At 70.0% G+C, this 18,834-nt stretch carries 15 protein-coding genes and 1 pseudogene; 5 read left to right on the top strand and 11 right to left on the bottom strand.

Annotated elements, in window-relative coordinates; all coding sequences use genetic code 11:
- Positions 1-12: 12 nt before the first annotated feature.
- Complete coding sequence (locus ACH34S_RS09585) at positions 13-567, bottom strand: hypothetical protein (RefSeq protein ID WP_395952125.1); 555 nt, start codon at positions 565-567, stop codon at positions 13-15.
- Positions 568-854: 287 nt separating this feature from the next.
- Positions 855-2,198 carry an FAD-binding oxidoreductase gene (locus ACH34S_RS09590; protein WP_395952126.1) on the bottom strand — a complete coding sequence of 448 codons (1,344 nt, stop codon included), beginning with the start codon at positions 2,196-2,198 and terminating at the stop codon, positions 855-857.
- A 166-nt stretch (positions 2,199-2,364) separates the two neighbouring features.
- On the opposite strand from ACH34S_RS09590, the gene ACH34S_RS09595 reads away from it, so the two are divergent.
- Positions 2,365-3,135, top strand: a complete 771-nt coding sequence (locus ACH34S_RS09595) for a sensor histidine kinase (protein WP_395952127.1) — start codon at positions 2,365-2,367, stop codon at positions 3,133-3,135.
- Positions 3,132-3,818 (top strand): response regulator, encoded by a 687-nt coding sequence (locus ACH34S_RS09600; protein WP_395952128.1) that lies wholly within the window; start codon positions 3,132-3,134, stop codon positions 3,816-3,818. The genes ACH34S_RS09595 and ACH34S_RS09600 overlap by 4 nt, the downstream gene beginning before the upstream one ends.
- A gap of 105 nt (positions 3,819-3,923) precedes the next feature.
- Here ACH34S_RS09600 and ACH34S_RS09605 read toward each other — a convergent pair whose 3' ends face one another.
- Together ACH34S_RS09605 and ACH34S_RS09610 are read right to left on the bottom strand one after the other, a co-directional pair.
- Positions 3,924-4,334, bottom strand: coding sequence for a hypothetical protein (locus ACH34S_RS09605; RefSeq protein ID WP_395952129.1), 411 nt, complete (start codon positions 4,332-4,334; stop codon positions 3,924-3,926).
- A 38-nt stretch (positions 4,335-4,372) separates the two neighbouring features.
- Positions 4,373-4,768 (bottom strand): hypothetical protein, encoded by a 396-nt coding sequence (locus tag ACH34S_RS09610; RefSeq protein ID WP_395952131.1) that lies wholly within the window; start codon positions 4,766-4,768, stop codon positions 4,373-4,375.
- A 652-nt stretch (positions 4,769-5,420) separates the two neighbouring features.
- Between ACH34S_RS09610 and ACH34S_RS09615 the strand changes: the two genes are divergently transcribed.
- On the top strand, positions 5,421-6,161 hold the full coding sequence (locus ACH34S_RS09615; RefSeq protein ID WP_395952132.1) for a hypothetical protein: 741 nt from the start codon (positions 5,421-5,423) through the stop codon (positions 6,159-6,161).
- Positions 6,162-6,210: 49 nt separating this feature from the next.
- Here the strand turns inward: ACH34S_RS09615 and ACH34S_RS09620 are convergent, their stop codons facing one another.
- On the bottom strand, positions 6,211-6,804 hold the full coding sequence (locus ACH34S_RS09620) for a hypothetical protein (RefSeq protein WP_395952133.1): 594 nt from the start codon (positions 6,802-6,804) through the stop codon (positions 6,211-6,213).
- A gap of 215 nt (positions 6,805-7,019) precedes the next feature.
- On the opposite strand from ACH34S_RS09620, the gene ACH34S_RS09625 reads away from it, so the two are divergent.
- Positions 7,020-7,394, top strand: a complete 375-nt coding sequence (locus ACH34S_RS09625) for an MmcQ/YjbR family DNA-binding protein (protein ID WP_395952134.1) — start codon at positions 7,020-7,022, stop codon at positions 7,392-7,394.
- Here the strand turns inward: ACH34S_RS09625 and ACH34S_RS09630 are convergent.
- The 6 genes and pseudogenes from ACH34S_RS09630 to ACH34S_RS09655 form a co-directional block, all read right to left on the bottom strand.
- Positions 7,391-11,515, bottom strand: a complete 4,125-nt coding sequence (locus tag ACH34S_RS09630) for a HEAT repeat domain-containing protein (RefSeq protein WP_395952135.1) — start codon at positions 11,513-11,515, stop codon at positions 7,391-7,393. The two genes, ACH34S_RS09625 and ACH34S_RS09630, sit on opposite strands and share 4 nt — an antisense overlap.
- 92 nt (positions 11,516-11,607) lie before the next feature.
- On the bottom strand, positions 11,608-12,942 hold the full coding sequence (locus tag ACH34S_RS09635; protein WP_395952426.1) for a HEAT repeat domain-containing protein: 1,335 nt from the start codon (positions 12,940-12,942) through the stop codon (positions 11,608-11,610).
- Positions 12,943-13,023: 81 nt separating this feature from the next.
- Positions 13,024-13,386, bottom strand: a pseudogene (locus ACH34S_RS09640) (ADP-ribosylation/crystallin J1); the annotation flags it as partial.
- Positions 13,387-13,689: 303 nt separating this feature from the next.
- Positions 13,690-14,136 (bottom strand): RNA-binding S4 domain-containing protein, encoded by a 447-nt coding sequence (locus tag ACH34S_RS09645; RefSeq protein ID WP_395952136.1) that lies wholly within the window; start codon positions 14,134-14,136, stop codon positions 13,690-13,692.
- Between the two features lie 38 nt (positions 14,137-14,174).
- Positions 14,175-16,091: a glycoside hydrolase family 3 protein gene (locus ACH34S_RS09650; RefSeq protein WP_395952137.1), complete on the bottom strand. Its 1,917-nt coding sequence runs from the start codon at positions 16,089-16,091 to the stop codon at positions 14,175-14,177.
- Between the two features lie 239 nt (positions 16,092-16,330).
- Positions 16,331-17,311 (bottom strand): PRC and DUF2382 domain-containing protein, encoded by a 981-nt coding sequence (locus ACH34S_RS09655; protein ID WP_395952138.1) that lies wholly within the window; start codon positions 17,309-17,311, stop codon positions 16,331-16,333.
- 374 nt (positions 17,312-17,685) lie between these two features.
- Here ACH34S_RS09655 and ACH34S_RS09660 point away from each other — a divergent pair, with 374 nt between their 5' ends.
- Positions 17,686-18,672 carry a matrixin family metalloprotease gene (locus ACH34S_RS09660; protein ID WP_395952140.1) on the top strand — a complete coding sequence of 329 codons (987 nt, stop codon included), beginning with the start codon at positions 17,686-17,688 and terminating at the stop codon, positions 18,670-18,672.
- Positions 18,673-18,834: the final 162 nt, after the last annotated feature.

Genomic DNA, 18,834 nt, shown 5'->3' on the forward strand with positions numbered 1-18,834 from the left:
CGGGAGGCGGGATCAGGCGGCTCCGGCGCGATTCAGGAATTCGTGCATGGTGTCGACGGGGAGGGCCGGGTTGCTCGCCGCGTGCTCGGCCAGCTTGTCGTCGTCGAGTAGGCCGAGCAGGATCTCCAGCGGCAGCCGCGGGTCAGCCGCCGCGCCGCGGTGCAGGCGGTAGCGGACGCTGGGGTCGAACTCGAACTCGAACTCGATCGCCGACCGCTCCTCTTCGCTGAGCGCGGGATGGGTCGCGGCAGCGCGGCGCACCCTTGGGTCCTCATCGGTGGCGAGCGTCCTGACGAGGTCGGCGGGCAGATGCGGGTTGCCGGCCACATAACCGCGCACCCGCGCTTCCGCGTGCGCCGCAAGCCGTTCCGCCAGCTCGCGCCCGAGCATCCGGCTCTCCACAACAACCTCATCGGCGAGCCGGCGGCGGACGACGCCCCTGATGTGCTCGGGGTCATGGTCGAGCAGCCACAACACGACCGGGACGGGGGCCTTCGGGTTCTCAGCCAGCCCGAGGAGCCAGGCCCGGGGCGGGGGCACCGGATCACCGAGCAGGAACACCGCCATGCTGCCCCTCCCCGCCCGGCACGGCGTGATCTTAACCGGGCCGCGGACGCCGCGACGGGAAGAGGCGGCGGATCAGGAGATTATTGATGCCCCCGCGCCGGCCGGGCGTCACCAGACATTTCGGCAACTGACAGCGCGGCTCAGTTTGGTGACGACGATTCCAACCTTGTTTGCTGAATGGCGGCCCGTCACGGCGTGTCCGCCTTAGGGAGTTTCGGAACATGCGCTCGTCGGGCACGTCCGAATGGCGGCTTGATATCGCCGTGGAGCGGTGTGCTCATTCAGGATTAGGCAGGGAGGATGTTGTGGGTGCGCCGGAATACGTTGCCGGGGTCGTAGCGGCGTTTGACCGCGGCCAGGCGCCGGTAGGTGTCCGGCGGGTAGGCCGCCGCGACGTCCGCGGGTTCGGCCGAGCCGAGGAATCCGACGTAGGCGCCCGAGCCCAGGGCGCTGACCCGCGACCACCGGTGCAACGCCTGTTCCAGGAGCTCGGGCGGTGCGGCGTCCGGGACCAGGAAGGCGGCCGCGACCATGACTTCGGCGTCCCGGTGGGCGAAGGCGGTCGCGTTCTGGCTGACGCGCGCGGCCTCGCCGCCCATGCTGCGCAGTGAAAGCGCCGCTCCGCCGCCGGTGAACAGTTCGTCGACGGCGGCGACGCGTGCGTCGTTGAGCGTGCTGAAGAAGGTGTTGCGCACCTCCATGCGCAGTCCGGGAGGCAGTGGCCCGGCGTCTTCGAGCACGTCGGCGTAGGGCATGGCCCTGATGTCGTCGGAAATGACCGGCGCGAGTGCTCGGAACGGGCGCAGCGCCTGCTCCGCCTCGCCGGCGTCCGAATCGGCGTAGCAGCATGTCAGCGTGACGCCCGCCGGATGCCCCGGCATCGCCGGCATGAAGCTGAGCGTCGTGGTCAGCTTCTCGTCGGCGGCCCGCATCAGGTCGCGCCAGCCGGCGATGAGTCCCGGCAGGTCGCCGACCTGGTAGGTGATCGTCCCGAACTGCACGGAGGTGATCGGCTGGGCGATGAAGTCGAAGCCGACCGCGACGCCGAAGTTGCCGCCGCCACCGCGTAGCGCCCAGAACAGATCGGCGTGCTCGACGGTGTCCGCGCCGATCAGCCGGCCCTCCGCGGTGACCAGCTGGACCGCCGCGAGGTTGTCGATGGCCAGACCGTGCAGTCGTACCATCCAGCCGATGCCGCCGCCCAGCGTCAGCCCGCCCACACCGACCTGCCTGGTGTCTCCCGCGGTCAGCCCCAGCCCGTGCGGGCTCAGCGCCGCGGCCACCGCACCCCAGGTCGCGCCCGCGCCGACGCGCACCCGCCCGGAGGCCGGGTCCAGCAGGCGCACACCGTTGAGCCGCCGCGTGTCGATGATCATTCCGCCGGTGCTCGTGCTCAGCCCCGCCATGCTGTGCCCGCCGGACCGCACCGTCACGTCCAGCCCGGTGTCGGCCGCGTGGCGCAGCGCCGCCGCCACCCCGGCCGCATCGCGGGGACGGACCACCAGGTCGGGCGTGCCGTCGGCGAACAAGACCGCCGCAGCCTCGGGGTAGCCGTCGTCTCCCGGCCTCAGCACCTCCGCGGCCGTGTCCAGCACCGCTGCGGGACGTTCGCTGCTCGATATCTGTGTCATGGGGACGATGCTGCCGACCCCGCAGGCCTCCGGTCGTCGGGCACAGGGAGTGTCTTTCTCCTGCTCAGCGGGGAGTCAGCCGACCGCCCATGTACTACGGCGGGAGTAGGCGGCAATGGGTCCGCCGGGAGGATGTGCCTGCGGGACCGGCCCGTATCCTCGGAGAATGCGTACCGATCGCGGCTTGCGGAGGCTCTACGGGGCCGGATGGCTCATCTCCGCGGGCGTCATGCTCGTCGCCGCCCGCATGTGGCGGCTTCATCTGCGCGAGGTGGAGCAGCGCGCGGAAGAGGCGGAACGGACCAAGGACGAGGCCGCCAGGCGCAGGGCCGTGGAGGAGCGGTTGCGCATCGCGCGGGAACTGCACGATTCGCTCACGCACAGCATCTCGGTGATCCAGGTGCACGCCGGCGTCGAGGTGCACCTGGCGGGCAAGCGCGGCGAGCAGGTGCCGCCCGCGCTGCTGGCGATCCAGGAGGCCGGCGCGGACGCCGCCAGGGAACTGCGGGCCACACTCAGCGTGCTGCGCGCCGACGAGAACAGCCGGCCCAGCGGCCTCGGCCAGCTGGAGAACCTGGTGGCGCGGGCGCGCACGGCCGGGCTGCAGGTCACCGTGACGGTGACCGGCACCCGCCGCCGGCTCGCGCACGACGTCGACCAGGCCGCCTACCGCATCGTGCAGGAGGCGCTCACCAACGTCTCGCGGCACGCCGCGGGGGCGAGCGCCACGGTCGAGGTGTGCTACGGGCCGGACGAGCTGATCATCCAGGTGGTCGACGACGGCGCCGTGACCAGCGTCCCGTCGACGGGCCAGGGGCTCGGCCTGATCGGCATGCGCGAACGGGTCACCGAGCTCGGCGGCCGCCTGCACGCCGGACCGCGCCAGGACGGCGGCTTCCGCGTACGCGCCGAACTGCCGATCCGGGCGGCGGCATGATCCGTGTCCTGCTGGCCGACGACCAGGTACTGATCCGCAACGGGATCCGGTCCCTGCTCGACTCCGAGGACGACATCGAAGTGGTCGCCGAGGCCGCCGACGGGCAGCAGGCGATCGCACTGGCCGCCGAGCATCGCCCGGACATCGCACTGGTCGACATCCAGATGCCGGTGCTCGACGGCATCGAGGCGACCCGGCAGATCGTCGCCGACCCGCGGCTGGCGGGCGTCCGCGTCGTCATCCTCACCAACTACGGGCTGGACGAGTACATCTTCCGCGCGCTGCGGGCAGGCGCCAGCGGCTTCCTGCTCAAGGACACCCACCCCGCCGAGCTGCTCCAGGCGCTGCGCGTGGCCGAGCGCGGCGACGCGCTGCTTTCTCCCGCGGTCACCCGCCGGCTGATCAGCGAGTTCGTCGCCCGGCCACCGGACGTGCTGGCCGCGGCGGGAATGGAGTCGCTGACCAACAGGGAACGCGAAGTCGTCGCCCTGGTCGCCCACGGGCTGAACAACGACGAAATAGCCGAAACCATGGTGCTCAGCCCCACCACGGCCAAGACCCACGTCAGCAGAGCGATGACCAAGCTCGGCGCCCGCGACCGCGCCCAACTCGTCGTGTTCGCCTACCAGAGCGGCCTGGTAAGCCCCCGCGACCCCAGCCCACCCACCAGCGACACCCGCTGAACCAACCGCCCCCTTCGAAAGCTCTCACGAGACCGTCCGCGACACAGATATGCCGCTTCGGCCGGATCTGCGGAGGGTGCGGCGGCTGAGCCGGGGCGGCGGTCGTCAGGACAGCAGGCCCACGATCACGATCATGAGCGCCAGCGCCACGAGGGGAACGAGTGCGAAGATCGCGAGTTGGAGCAGGCAGCCCCGCTGCTTCACGGTGCCGGGAGCTCCGATGGCGCCCGCGAGGTACAGGGCCGCAGGGCCGCGGTACTCCAGGTCAGGTGGCTGCTCAGGGGTGAGAACCGTGGTGGCGACGCCGATCTGACCGCTTCCCTGCGACACGGCGACGTGCACCGGCCTGTCCGCCGGGATCTCGAAGGCCGCCCTCCCCCAACGCTGGTGGTAGTGGGCACCGTCGATACCGACGGTGACACCGGCCTTGGCAACCGCCCCGCGGCGCGTGCGGAGATGCAGAATCCTGGTGGGGCCGTCGTGGTGGCCGGCGTAGGGGATGGGCATCTCGCTCATGCCCGCCATCGTTATCACAGGGCTCTTTGCCGGACCAGCTAGGGCGTCACCGTGGAAGGCAGCGCAAAGACGTCACCACGCAGACAGTCACTCCTGGGCTCTGGGCGCAGGGGAAACGGCTCATTGACCACGATCTCCGCACGCCACCCGCCCACCGTGAGGCCGTCCGCGGCGAGATCAAAGAGTCGGCCGTCGGCTGCATCGCCGAGCAGACCGGCATGCTCGAGAATGACGAAGAGCGCGTCCGTGGCGGAGGTCACCACTTCAATGGCTTCGGCAGCGTCGGCACCCGGGTTGAGCTCACCGTAGAGGCGGCGCGCGGCGGCAAGGAGACGATCGGCATCGGCGACGGTGAAGTCACGCCGCAGCCGCACTGACAAGGCCATCGCGTCCGCAAGCGGCTCATCCCCGACCACGCCGTCATCGCCCGCCATGCGGACATCGTACGGAACCACCCCGGACGGCAGGCGCCGCCAAATCGGCCGCGGAACATTCGGTGGCTCCACCCGGCCGGCGGTGGCGAAGTGACGGGGTGAAAAAGCAGAGTGAGCGGTCGACGCTCCTGCCCGTTCGTCATCACGCGCCCCTAACCGCAGTTCAGAGTGGCGATAGGTGCTCGCGGACACGTGAGATCCTCCGCCAGGGCCGCTTCTGGGATTGCCATGCCCTACGAGCTCCTCTCACGGGCGCGAACTAGGGCGACGTGATGAGTTCAGCGGCGATGAAATGGGGGGCGTCGTGTCAGCAGGCGTCTCTGGGGCGTCGCCGGGCCCGCACTCAGGGGGCCGCCGTTCCTCGTTCGGTAAACGATCATTCCCGTGGCCTTCACGCCAGTCCTCTCCGCCTACACACCAAGTAGGCGCCGTTAGGAGCCCATTTTAGGGCGATGGTCCTGGACGCGATGCGAAACCGCTGGTTGGATGGCAGATTTCCATACGGCCTCTCGGGACCTCACTGTCCGACGGTAAGCTGCTGGTGGAAGTGTCAAGATCGTTCCACCTTGGGCGCGCTCGATCATCTTGGGACGGTCCTCGGTGATCTTGACAGGCGGGCAACGTCCATCTTTCTAACCTCGATGAGATCGCAATGACGGCAAGGCACGTCGATTCACGCTCCTACTCTGCCGATGTGGAGCGCATTTTTCAGGCATGCGCCGACGCCATCCAGCCGTGTGGGTTCACCGTGGTTTCGCTGGACCGACGACAAAGGATCGTTCACGCGACCGTGTCTTCGGTCGAGCAGTTTGACGACACGGGCATCGGAGCAGCCGTGCTTCTCGGTATGTTCCGAAAGAAGTTCGAGGATACCTTCGGCGAAGATATCCGTTTGCAGGTGCGCTCCGACGGTTCGGTGGAAATCGAAAGCATTTCCCGGCCGCGGACGACCGTGTTGGACCAAGGCAGAAACAAGCGAAACGTCACACGACTGTGGGCAAAATTAGATGAGTATCTTCGTCATCCGCCGGGAGGTATCGTGAACGTGCACGGCAGCAATAATGTTACGATTTCCGGGAACCATGGGCCAGTGCAGTATGCAGGTTCCAATGCTCGTCAGAACATTCAGGGGTCAGAGAGGTCTGATCTCGATCGGATAGCCGACTTCCTGAAGCGGTTCGATTCCGAGGCCCATCAGCTCGGGCTGAGCGGTGATGACTACAACGAGTTGCAAGCAGAAGCGGAAACGATCCGGGCCCAGATCAGGTCGCCGAAGCCCAAGTGGCACGTCATCGCTGAAAGCGTTCGCTCGATCCGTTCGATCCTCGAAGGCACGTGCGGAGGCTTGGTTGCAGCGGGTCTGCTAGAAGCCCTCCCGCAGATTCATTTGTGACGAGACCTTCCACCCATGAGGGCGCAGCGGCGCGGGCCCCAGGGTTGGGTCATTCGGTTTGGGAGCGTAGGTAGGTCATTAGGGCCTTGCCTCGTCGGGAGAGGCGGTAGCCGGTCTCCAGGCTTTCGGTGAGGCCTAGGGCCTTGAGGCGGCGGACGTCCGCCTTGAAAGGGAGTTTGTCGCGGTTCAGGCGTTCGGCCAGGTCCAGGGCGCGCAGGCCGGGGTGTTCCTCGATGAGGCGGAGCACCTCCCGGGTCCAGGGGCCGCGGCGGCTGCGGGTATCGATGGTGTCCAGGGTGGCTTTGAGGTCGGCCAGTTCCTGGTCGGACAGGTCGGCGTTGTCGGCCAGCTCCGATCTGGGGTCGGGGCCGCCCAGATGGAGCATGACGCGGTGGTAGCCGCCCTCCTTGGTGCTCTTGGACAGGGCGGTCAGCAGGGCCGCGCGGTCTTTGAAGCCCGAGCGGACGGCGTCCTGTTCGGTGATCTCCTCGGGGGTGACTGGGGTGACCGAGTCGATGACGATGATCCCCGCCCAGGTGCGCTGGGTGCTCCCTGCGCGGACCCGGGGTTCGGCCCACACCCGGAACACCCGGTCGATCCGTCCGCCGGCGATCCCCTCAAGGACCTCTCGCTTGAACAGCATCGTTCCCTCCCGGTGATGCGCCTCTTCTTCCCCCATTCTTCTTCGGAAGCACTTGGGAAGGGCCATAGGGGTCCTCGCCAATCTCCCGCTTCGCAGGAGGCGCGTCGTGGTCGCGTCCAGGAGGTGGATCATGGCTATCTGCCTCGGGGGACGGGCGCGGGCTGTCGGGCGATAGCGTTCGCGTGTGTGGCAAACGAGGTCTGGGGGTGAACGGGATGGCTGACGCCGAGGACGTTTGCCGGTTGGCGGCTGCGCTGCCTCACGTGGTCGAGATCGACAGCGACGGCTTCGATTTCCGGGTCGGCGGCAAAGGGTTCGTCTGGTCCTATCCCGAGCGCAGACCCGGTAAGCCGCGCGTCATCCGGACCGATATCGCTGTGCTGTACGTCGGCGACGAGGCGGAGAAGCAGGCGTTGCTCCTCGGTGAGCCAGAACGCTTCTTCACCACGCCCGCCTACGACGGGATGCCTCTGGTCATGCTGTGGCTGGACCGAGTGGACACCGACCGTCTGGAAGAGCTCGTCACCGACGCCTGGCGCATGCGTGCGCCGAACGCGCTCGTCGGTGATCTCGACGTCGAGGCCGATTAGTCCAGATTGGTAATTCGGTTCAGGACGGCCGTGTAGATGCCTCTGCGGTCTGGTCTTGCGCGGCCGGTGGTGTGCTTGAGGGCCGGGACGGCGGGTTCGCCGATCAGCACGAGTCCGTCGGACGCGGCGCGGCGCACGGTTGCGCGTTTGTCGGTGAGCAGGGCGATCAGGGCCGGGATGGCCGGCTCCCAACTCGCGTGGGACAGCGTCCTAGCGGCCGAGATGACGACGTTGGAGCGGTTGTCGTCCAGCAGCCGTGTGGTCTGCTCCAGGTAGGCGGGACGGTCCATGACCCGGCGGGCGATCCGGTGGGCGTGCAGGCGGACCGACGGTTCGGAGTGGCCGATCAGCTCTGTCAGCAAGTCTTCTAGGTCTTGGTCGGGTTTGTTCGCCGTCCATGCTTCGGCGAGGAGGGTGAGTGCCTGCCGGACTTGTGTGGTGGTGCCGGTTCGAGCCGTGTGCAGCAGGTCCTGGTGTGAGGGGCGGTCCCGGTGAGTGGCCGGGGCGAGGGAGCGGTCGCGGAGTGCGGCCAGCACTGCGGCGTCCTCGGCCGCCGCGTCTGGATCGCGCAGCGGGCCGTCCAGGAGGGTGATCGGGTCGGTCAGGTTCTGGCGTCCCTCGGCGTGCAGCCGTTGCCATGCCCTGGTCAGGGCCGGTGTGCGCCGGAGGTGGGACCCCTTGAGCAAGTCGAGGACGCCCCAGGCGCCGACGTCGAGGTGGGCGGTCAGCGCTTCGGCCAGCTGGTCGGGGTGGGCGCCGCGCAGGAACTGCTCGATCGTGGTGCGGGTCGTGGCGGAGCTGTCGGTCCACCATTCCAGCAGCAGCGGGATCAACGGCGCCCGCGACGGGGCGTCCAGGTGGACGGCGAGGCGGACGAGGCGCTCCCGGACGTCGCCGGACGCCTCCCGCAGTTCGGACTCGTCCAGCTGGCACAGGGTGCGGGCGAGTCGGTCGGTGCCTGGGAGGTCCGCCTTTCCGTGCAGGTAGGCGCGGAGGACGGCGACACGGGTTTCGGGTTCCGGCCAGCTGAGCAGGGTGTTGGCGGCGGTGGCCGACCGGGCGGGATCGTCGAGCATCGTCAGCAGACGTTCGCGCTGGGCCTGTGAACGCGGTTGATCCAGGTCGCCGGGGCGGGGCGTGCGGGCGTCGTCGTCGTCGGGTGCCGGTTGGTGTGCCTGTTCGGCGAGGGTCCAGGGCGGTGCCCCCAGCGGTTGTAGTTCGAGCATCTGGTCCAGTAGTTCCCTGCGGGCACTGGTGTCGGCGGTGGGGAAGGCCTTGATCAAAGCTTCGAGCTGTTCCCGTGAATCGAGCTGGTGCCCGTCGGGAGGTCTGGGGGCGAGATCGAACGCCTCTCGCAATACCGGCTCCTCGGCTGTGGGCGCCGTGGCCAAGGCCCGCTCCAGGTCGTCGCGCGTCGGAACCCCGCCGCATTTGCGCAGCACAGCCAACTCCGGTGCGCCTAGCACTGGCAGCGCTCGGATCTGTTCGGCGATTTGCGGTGCCTGACCATCGGGCAGGCGCGCGACGGCCTCACCTATCAGCGCGAGCAGCCGGGGGCGGTGAGTCGCTCCGATCTCGGCCAGGCCGGCGGCGAGTGTCGGCAGGGAGCGGGCGAAGGCTTCGAGTTCGTCCGCGCTCCAGGGTGGTGGGCACAGCCGCATCGTCAGCCGCAGGACCGCGTCCCGGTCCGCCGTCACGGCCAGGTCGAGCCAGTGCGCGAGCATCGGCCGTAGGCGGGACATACGTCGCAAGCCGGGCGCGTCGGGGTCCTTCTCATGCAGGTCCACCGCTTGCCGCGCGACCTCGACCGTCCAGCCGCGGTCGGCCAGGTCGTCCACCGGGCTGCTGGACGGGTCGGCGCCCGCGTCCGGGAGCCTGGCGAGCAAGGCCAGCCCGGCCGGTGAGCCCTGAGCGGCCAGCGCGCGGATCGCGCGGTCGGAAAGCGTGCCCGAGAGGCTGTCGACCAGCAACGATCGGGTGCGCGCGTCTGCGGCGCGGTCGGCAGCGGCGACGACGGTTGCGGCGTAACCGTCGCCGAGCACCGTTCGCAAGCTCCCTGTCAGTTCCGCACGCAGTCCCGGGTTCTCATGGCGGCCGAGCCAGGTCAGCAGCTTCGGCACCACCATCGGGGTGCCGGTATGGGCAAGCGCCGCGGCAGCGGTCTTCTTGACGTTCATGTTGGGGTGGTCGAGGCACGCCGCGATCGCCTGGGCCGCGCCGTGGCCGCCGGCGTGCCCGAGTGCCAGCAGCGCCTGCCGGACGGTCTGGACGTCCGCCGCGGCGGTCAGCGGGATCAGGCTGGCCGACACCGCCCGCGCGTCGCAGCTGCCGGGGTCGCGGGCGAGCAGGGCGATGGCGTGCTTGCGCACATGGGGGTCGCGGTCGCGTAGGAGCGGGTGGATTCGCTCTCGGATGCGCCGGTACGGGACGTCCATGAGCATCCGCAGCAGGACGGTCCGTTCGGCCGGCGTCGCGTCGGCTTCGTCCAGCAGGTCCAGGGCGATTTCGGCCAGCAGGGCGTCGCCCGCCTCGCGTGCGTCTGCCGCGTCCAGCAGGCAGCGGGGCCTGATCTTGCCGCGTTCGTAGAGCCGCCCGCCCAGCTCGCGGACGGCTGCCACGACCTGCGGCGGAATCTGCGGCGCCTGCGGGCGCTGCGGAGCAGGCGGTGGCTGCGGCGGCTGGTTGTCCTGGACATGCGACGCGACCCTCATGAGGAGGTCGGCGATGGCCGGGACGGTGCCGGCATCGCCGTTGCGCGCGAGCGTGCACAGCGCGTCCACCGGCTGGTCCGGGTCCAGACCTGCGCGTAGCAGGGCGAGTTCTCGGACATCCGGGCCGCCCAGGTCCGAGGCGATCCGTGGGGGCAGGTCGCGTGGGTCGAGCCTGTCCAGGAGCGCACGTCGAGCCTCGGGGTCTTCGGTGAGATGCCACAGGAGTTCGAGGGCGCGGTGCCGGACGGGTATCAGGTACGGCGCGATCTCGCCTTCCAATGCCTCACGCAGGACGGCGGCTGTTCGCTCACCGCCCACGGCCTCCAGGGCATCCAGCGCCGCCGCCGGTGAGCGGGGCAACGTCTGGAGAACGACCTCCTCGGCCCGCGTGTGCCTCAGGGCGCGGATCGCCTCCAGGAAGAGGGCGGGGTCGGGGGCGACCGGCAGCAGCGCGGCGACGGCGTCGCCGATCGGCAAGTCCCCCGTACCCTGCGCCGCCAGCGCGACCAGCAACTCCAACCGGCGGGGCCAGGTGGTGTCGTCGTGGGCCGCGTCGGTCGCCTCGCGCAGCAGGGCGCGCCGGACCGTGTAGAGCAGTGTCGCCACATCTTCGGCGTCGACCGAATGGTCGGCGAGCGCCAGCGCCACGATTGCCGGAACGTGCTCGTCACCGGGGAAATGTCCCCGCTGGTGCATTTCCCGTAGGCAGCGGATGGCGGGCACCGCGAGGAGCAGCGGGTCCGTGCCGGCGATATGCACCAGGTCGCCGACGTCGTCGCGGGTCGCCAGGCTGCCTAGCAGTTCCAGGGCGCGGCGTCTCAGCGCGGGCGGCCGTTCCGGATCGGCGGCGGTTTCGCGCAGCACCTCCCCGTGACCGTGCCGAGCCGCCGCCTCGACGGCCTGGTCAGCCGCAACGGGATCCCCGATGAACCGGACGAACCACTCGCCGGGCACGGGATCGAACAACGCCCACGGCTCGGCGAGTTCGCCCAGCACGCCCGCTGCGAGATCGGGCGCGGCATCGTCCAGGAGCGCCAAGAGCAGGCGCCTGGCGCGGGCCGGCGCGAACAAGCCCAGGCGCACGCCCTCACGCGTGACGCGCAGCGCCTCCCCGCGCAGCACCGCATCGTCCTGCCTGGCCAACATCCGGGCGAGACCTTCCAGATCCGCGACGTCGGCCGCGTCCAGACCGTGCACGGCCTGGTACAGAAGCTCGCCAGGGGGTTCGGTCGCCAGAGTCGCAGGGTTGGACGCGATCTCGGCCCGCAGCCAGGCGATCCGCACCGGCATCGGCAGATCGGCCGTACGCCACCGTGGCCACGGTTCCGGCCCGGGAGATCGCACATACCGCTGCGCCATCGCCAGCGCCGCCTCCGGCGACCCATCCCATTCGTCAGGCCCTGTCACCATGTCCACCGATCCTAGAAACGAACAGTTCTCGTACTTGGGTCTTGGGCGCTCGCTCCCAGCGCGAAGATCACCACTGACGCGGCGAGAGCTGGTCAACCGGTGTTGAGGAACCAGCGGAGTTGGCCGGCTTGGTGGGGGCCGATGACCGGTTCGGCTGTGTCGATCAGTTGACGGAGTCGTAGCACCATTGGCTCCGCGGGTGGGCGGTATGTGGTTGCCGCGTTGTGGTGGATCCAGTCGGTCAGGTCGGCGCGTGCTCGGGTGCTCAGTTCTGGGTCGCTGGCGGCCAGGAGGTGGAGGTCGACGTGGACGCGGGTCCAGGAGCCTTTCTCGCGCAGCTGGTCGTAAGCGCCCAGCCGGACGTGCGGGGGTGAATCGGCGGCCAGCAGGGGCCACAGGCGCTCGGCCGGTACCGCGTCGGGCTCGTGGCGAAGTGCCTGCTTGACGGCTCGGACGACCACCGGGGCCGGATCGGCGAGCATGCCGGTGATCTGGGTCATGGGACCGCCCAGGCGCCGGACGGCCCGTACCGCTTCGGCCCGTACGCGGGGACTCGGGTGCTCCAGGTACGGCAGGAGCACGTCCACATCCTGACCTGTGCCGCACTCCCCAAGCCCGGCGACCAGCGCGCGAGCCCTCGGCCGGTTCGCGGTCAGGGCTTCGCGGTAGATCGCGGCTGGAGAGCGGCCGGCGCGCCGGGCGGCCCACTGGGCGGTGGCGCGCATCAACGCCGAGCGATCCGTCAAATGGGCCACACCCGCTTCAGGACGGCCGAGTTTCACCAGAGCGGTGAGCGCCTCGACACCGACCATCGCGCTTCCCTGGCTCAGCAACCGCTCCAGCACATCGACGCGGGAGGCGCCGCCGGACGCCAGCCACTCCGCGCAGCGGAGCCGGCTGATTCCATCGGGTTCGTCCAAGGCGGCACGCATGACCTCCTCGTCGCGGCAACGGCCTGATGCGAGCCACAACCGGTACGCCAGCCGCCGCACGCCGAGGTCGGAATGGCCGCGGGCTGACGCCAGCATCTCGTCCGGAGCCGCGGCGAGCGCCGCGGTGGCGGCGTCCAAGGCAGGTCCGCCGCGGGCCCATGAGCCGATCGCCACCGCCATGCTCACCGCCGACAGCAGACCTGGAGCGCTCGCCGACCGGAACGCCGTCGCCAGTGATCGGCGTGCACGCTCGCGCACCTGCGGTACCCAGTCGGCGGTTCGCAGCACCAGAACGGGCAGCAGGGACTCGTCGGTGAGTGACGCGACCGCCGACTCCCGTTGGCGGCCGTCCCAGGAGCAGGCAGTCACCAGGCGCGACAGTCCTTCGTCCGGTGTCGGGCCGTTCGGTGGGGCGGTCGCGCTTCCGAAGCACGTTGTCGCCCGTAGTGCCCGGTCCAGTTCCACCCAGGTCTTCGCTCCGGCGACCGAGAGCATCGCCGTGACCTCGTCCGGAGATTCCCGGCCGGCGGCCGCTTCGATGACCCGTGCCGCCAGCCGGCCGTGCCCGGGAGCGTGGAACTCGCGGACGACGCGGATCTGGCCGACGAGGTGAGCGTTGAATTCGTCCAGTTCCCCGGCCGGAACCCACAGCTCCAGAATGGTCCGGCCGCCCGCCTGCCGCACCGGGTAACGGCGCGCGAAGTCCGCGTCGACCGCGAAACGCGTCACGAATCCGGCGCCCGAGGCCGGCACATTCCAGTCCCGGGCGATCCGCACCGCGTACGCCTCGTTCAGCACCGGGTAGAAGATCGGCTGATCCGGGCGCCGGAGCGGCCAGGCCCGCCATTCTGACGCGTGCAGCGACGACAGCTCAGCCGGTCCGACCGGGCGCCACAACGTCACCGTCCCCCGCCCGCGCTGACGCGCCTCATCGGTCATGGCAATTGAGTCTGGCGGCGTGGCCGGACTCCGACAACCGGATAACCTGCGGCGCCGCGCCGGCGGCAGGCGGCTTCGAGTTCGACGATTGAGTGGTGACGTTTCGCCGGTGACGGAGGGCCGGCCGACGATCGTCCGGCTCGCGGCCCTGTCCGGCTGGCGGCCCGGCCGGTTCGCGGTGGCTAGGACCGTGCGGCGGGGCGGTTTCGAGATCGCCGGCACCTCCCGCGATCGCCCAGCGTCGCCGCCGAGGTGCTGGCCAGGGGCGGCACGCCTATCGGGCGTTCCGCGCTCGTGCAGGGGTCAGTCGTGTGAGGACGGCTCGTCGCGGCCGGGCTCGATGGCCTCGATGTCCGCGGGTCCTTCCTTGAGGGTGCGGTAGCGGTCGAGGATGCGTTCCAGCTCGCGGCGGTCCCGCTTGGTCGGACGGCCCGCTCCGCGCTCGCGGCGGCCGACCGGGATGAGCGCCTCGCGCGGTGGCGGGGGCGGGCTCTTGTCGATCAGGCATTCCGCCGCGGCGGGCGCCCCGACCCGCTTGCGGATGATCCGCTGCACGATGACGATGCGTTCCCGCCCGTCGTGGCGGAGCCGGATCTCGTCGCCGGGCTTCACGGCCGTGGACGGCTTCGCGCGCTCGTCGTTCACGCGGACATGGCCCGCGCGGCAGGCGGTCGTCGCCATCGAGCGGGTCTTCAGCAGGCGCACGGACCAGATCCACAGATCGACCCGCACCGTCCCCTCGTCGCCCATACGTCCATGATGGCACCAGGCGACGGGTGCGCGGCCGGTCAGCGGGTCCGCGGCCGGGCGTGGGTTCGGAGGCCGTGGCCGTAGGGGAACAGCGGGTCGTAGTCACGGTCGCCGATGTTGGTGGGTTCCTGATCTTCGCTGCGCGGCCAGGTCACGGGGAGGCGGCCGGTGAACGGGCGCTTGCCGAACAGGACGTCGGCGACGCCCGCGCCCTCGCTGCCGGGCAGCCAGGACATGACGAGCGCGTCCATCGCGGGCAGCCGGTCGGTGACGATCTGGGGGCGTCCGGCCACGTCCAGGACGACGCACGTCCTGATCGCGCCGCAGACGCGGTCGATGTTCGCCCTGTCGGCGGCCGACAGGTTCAGCGTGTGGCCGTTGCCGACGTCGCCGGCGCCTTCCGCGTACGGCCTCTCGCCGATCACGACGATGCCGACGTCATGGCCCGCCATGGGCGCCGACGCGTCCGGGCTGTAGCTGACGTGGGACGAGTTCTGCCTGATCCCGTCCAGGATCGTCGTGCCGGGGATGGTGTCGCCGGACGAGCCCTGCCACGTGACCGTCCAGCCGCCGGCCTGGTTGCCGATGTCGTCGGCGCTGACGCCCGCGACGTAGATCTTCTCGTTCCGCTCCAGCGGCAGCGCGCGCCCGGAGTTCTTCAGCAACACCTGCGATGCGGCGACGGCCCGGCGGGCGACGGCGCGGTGCCGCGGCGAGCCGATCGTCCCGGCGTACCGGCGGTCGGTGTACGGGTGCTCGAAGAGGCCGAGCTCGAACTTCGCCTTCAGGATGCGGCGGACGGCGTCGTCGATGCGGGAGGTCTTCACCCGCCCGGCGTCGACCTCCGCGAGCAACGTCCGGACGAACCGCGGGGCGGTGTGCGGCTCCATGAACATGTCCATGCCGGCGTTGACGGCCGTGCGGACCTGCGTGGCGTAGTCACCTGGGATCTGGTGGACGGCCGACCAGTCGCTGATCAGGAACCCGCCGAACCCGATCTTCCGCTTCAGGACGTCGGTCAGCAGCTCCCTGCTCGCGCTCATTTTCACCGGGTTGCCGACGCCGTCCTCCGTCCAGTCGACGCTGGAGAACGACGGCATGATGCTGCCGACGCCGTACTTCCGCACGGCCGGCACGTACGGCGCGAGGTCGATCTTCCCGAACGTCCGGCGGTCGGTGACGGTGACGCCCTGGTCAATGGTGAACGTTCCGGTGGTGGACGAGCCGAATTTCGTGTCGCCATCCCCCGCAAAGTGCTTGGCGGTGGCGAGGACGTGCCGGGGGCGGGCCAGGTCGCTCTTTCTCCGCCCCTGGAAGCCCTCGATGCCGGTCTCCATCTGGATGACGAGCCCAGGTTCCTCGCCATAGCTCTCATACGTCCGGCCCCAGCGCAGGTCACGTACGACGCAGACGCACGGCGCGAACGCCCACTGCGGGCCGGTCGCCCTCGTCTCCATGGCGGTGATCTGCTGTTGCTCGCGCACCAGCCCCGGATCGCGGGTGGCGCCCATGGCGAGGTTGTGCGGGAAGATCGTGGCGCCGATGAGGTTGTTGTGGCCGTGGACGGAGTCGACCCCGTACAGCAGCGGGATCTTCAACCGGGTGGCGAGGGCCTTCGACTGGTAGGCGTCCACCATGTCCGCCCAGCCCTTGGGCGTGTTGCTCGCAGGGACCGAGCCGCCGCCCGACAGCACCGACCCGAGGCCCAGCTTCGTGATCTGGTCGCGATCGCCGTCGATGGCCACGCGCTCGGCCTGGGCCATCTGCCCGATCTTCTCTTCCAGCGTCATGCGCCCGAGCAGGTCGTCCACCCGCTCTCGTACGGGCAGCCGCGAATCGGGATAGGCGGCAGGAGTTCCGGCCGTTGCGGGTGGTGCGGCGACGATCGGCGGGAGCGCGGCGACGGTCGCGAGCGCGGCCAGGGTGGCGATGGCGCGCCTGCGGGGGTGTGGCAACTCGTCCCTCCAGGGTGCGCCGCAAGGTCACTTGGAACCTCTCCCGCACCCCGGCCACCTGTCAACGAACCTGACCGTTGATTACCGCAGCCCGGCGAAACCCTGAATCAGGGCAGAAGGGCAGAAAGGACGGGCGCCCGGCCGCGCCGGCGGGTGAACGGCCGGCCAGGCGCACCGTCATCCTGGATGGCGGGCGGACGCCCCGGCCGGTCGGCGTTGGGGTGACCGGCCGGGACGGGTCATTTGGAGGGGCCGCGCTCGGAGGAGCGCTCGCCGCCGTGCCCTTCGTCGCGGGTGACCTCGACGCGCTCCTTGCGGAGCTCGCCGCGGACGGTCTGCTCGTCCTGCACCCGCTCGGTCCGGACCCGGACCCGCTCGACCGGGACGGCCTCCTTCGCGACGATCGGGCGCTCCTCGTAAAGGATCAGCTCCAGATCGTCCTCGGAGATGGTGACCTCCGGGCCCGGCCTGCCGTCCGCGATCGGCTCGCGGTCGATCTTGAGCTCGTCGTGCCCGACGGGGATCGTGCGCTCGACCATCTCGGTCTCGATCCACTTGTGCACGTGGACGCGGCCCGACTCGTGCCGTTCGGTGTCGACGCGCATCCGCTCCTCCGACCGGGTGATCTCGGTCAGCGGCGCCTCCGCGCCGCGCGGCGAGCGCTGCGGCATCCCCTTCTCGCGGTCGGGGTCGCCTTCGCGTCCGCGCTTGCCCTTCTCGGGGCGGACGGCCATCCCGGCCGCCCCCGCCATCCCGGCGGTCCCGGCCGCGCCCGCCATGCTCTCCGACCCCGTGCCGGAGGAGGTGCTCTCGGCCCCGGCCTTGCCTTCGCCCTTGCCCTCGGCGCCGGCCATGCGGCGATCTTCGGACGAGGTGTCCGCCTCGCCACCGGTGCGGCGCCCGGCCGGGGGACGCACGCCGTAGTGGCGGTAGAGGTCCACGATCTGGGCGTGCGACAGATGCTCGTCAGCGTCCACGTTCGGTGCGCCCTTGATGGTCTCCTTGTCGTACGGGACCTGCAGCATGCCCTCGGCCTTCCGCGCTCCGGACAGGGGGACGAAGCTCTCCCGCATCCCGAACCAGCCGGTGTGCACGGTCACCCATTCGGGGGCTCCGGAGTCGTCGTTGAGGTAGACCTGCTTGATCGTGCCGACCTTCGTCCCGTGGGTGTCGGTCACGCTCATGCCCATCAGTTCCCGCACCTGTGTCTGCGTCTGCACGTTGAACACCTCTGCTTCCGTGAACGCTGCCGGACGGCGGGGGGTGAGGGGAGGCGTGCCCGCCACGCGGTAGCGGTGAATCTCGGCCGGACACCGGCAACTCCGTCGTCTTGTGCTGTTGATCCCGAGTTGCCGGATTACTCCTGGCTTTTCCGTGCAGCCCATCGATAAACACGTTTACCAGATTATTGGCATTGATTGACCGAAGACTTACGCGGCCACCTCCGACATTTCCGGCGACAAATTCGCCGAACCGGCCGATTCTGAATGACCTCTTTCGCGAGATGGTGATCATTTTATCGGCCGGCGGTTTCTCTTTTCCCGCCCCACGCAAAGACTCCGGAGGACGCGCTCCCACACATCGGAGAACTCAGATGCACGGATTCTCACGCGGCGCCAAAGCGACGAGCGTGCTGGCCGCCGCCTTCGCCTGCACGGCGGCGACCGGTGCCGTCCCCGCCCGGCCGGAAGCGCGTCCCCCCACCTGGTGCAAGACCGGCGGGACGCTGTCCGCCCGCGCGATGCCGCAGAAGGTCAGGATCGCCGACTGCGACCTGCGCGGCCGCGCCGTCCGCGGCCCGAACGGCCTCACCGCCGTGGTTCCGGCCGACGGAACGTCCCTGGTCGCACACTCCCTGCGCACCGGCGGAGCCTCCGGCCTGCGCATCCTGGTCGACGACCAGGCAGGCGAGATCACCATCACCACACGCGGCGGACGGGTGCCGGAGGGCAGGCCGCGCACGTCCCAGGCCCCGCAGGACGCCTGCAAGGACGGCACGTACCAGACCGAGCCGAGCAAATGGCCGAAGGGCGGCACCGTCCAATGGCGCTACCACGCCGGGAGGGGGCGGCTGCCGAGGACGGCCGTGGCCAAGGGCGTCGCCAATATGGTCAACGCCAATACCGACTGCACCGACGAAGGCCGCTTCACGCCCGCTCCGGACATCCGCGAGCGCTATGCCGGGCTGTCGGCCCGCGGCCCCAACGTGACCCGCGACGCGACCTGCGGCACCCGCGACCGCGTCAACACGTTCGGCGGAAAGGCGATGACCGGCGCCGAAAGCGACGTCCTGGCCGCAACGTGCATCTGGTTCCTGGGAACACGAACCGTAGAGACGGACATGGCCCTACAGGAGCACGGCAAGCGCTGGTGGTCAGGCGGCCTGTGCTTCCCCGGAAGCTATTCGATCGAGGCGGTCGTAACACACGAGACGAGCCACGTCCTGGGCCTGGCCCACGTAGAGGGCGCGGACCACACGAACCTGACAATGGCCCCCGCCGTAGCGGCCTGCAACAAGGACCTGGCCACCCTAGGCAAGGGCGACTACGACGGCCTGATCTCCCTCTACGGCCCCCGCTAGGGAACCCCCAGAACACAGCCAGGGACATCGAGCCAGACCGGCCAGTGGTGTGCGGCAGGCGTCATGGAACGCAAAACGGCCCCGGCCGGCGGGCGAACGACGCGGGCGAACGACGCTGACGGCCGAGCGGGATGAGGCGGGCGGCAGCGGGACGCGCTTTTC

It is taken from the genome of Actinomadura sp. 3N508, from assembly GCF_044326375.1.
Taxonomy (GTDB): domain Bacteria; phylum Actinomycetota; class Actinomycetes; order Streptosporangiales; family Streptosporangiaceae; genus Spirillospora.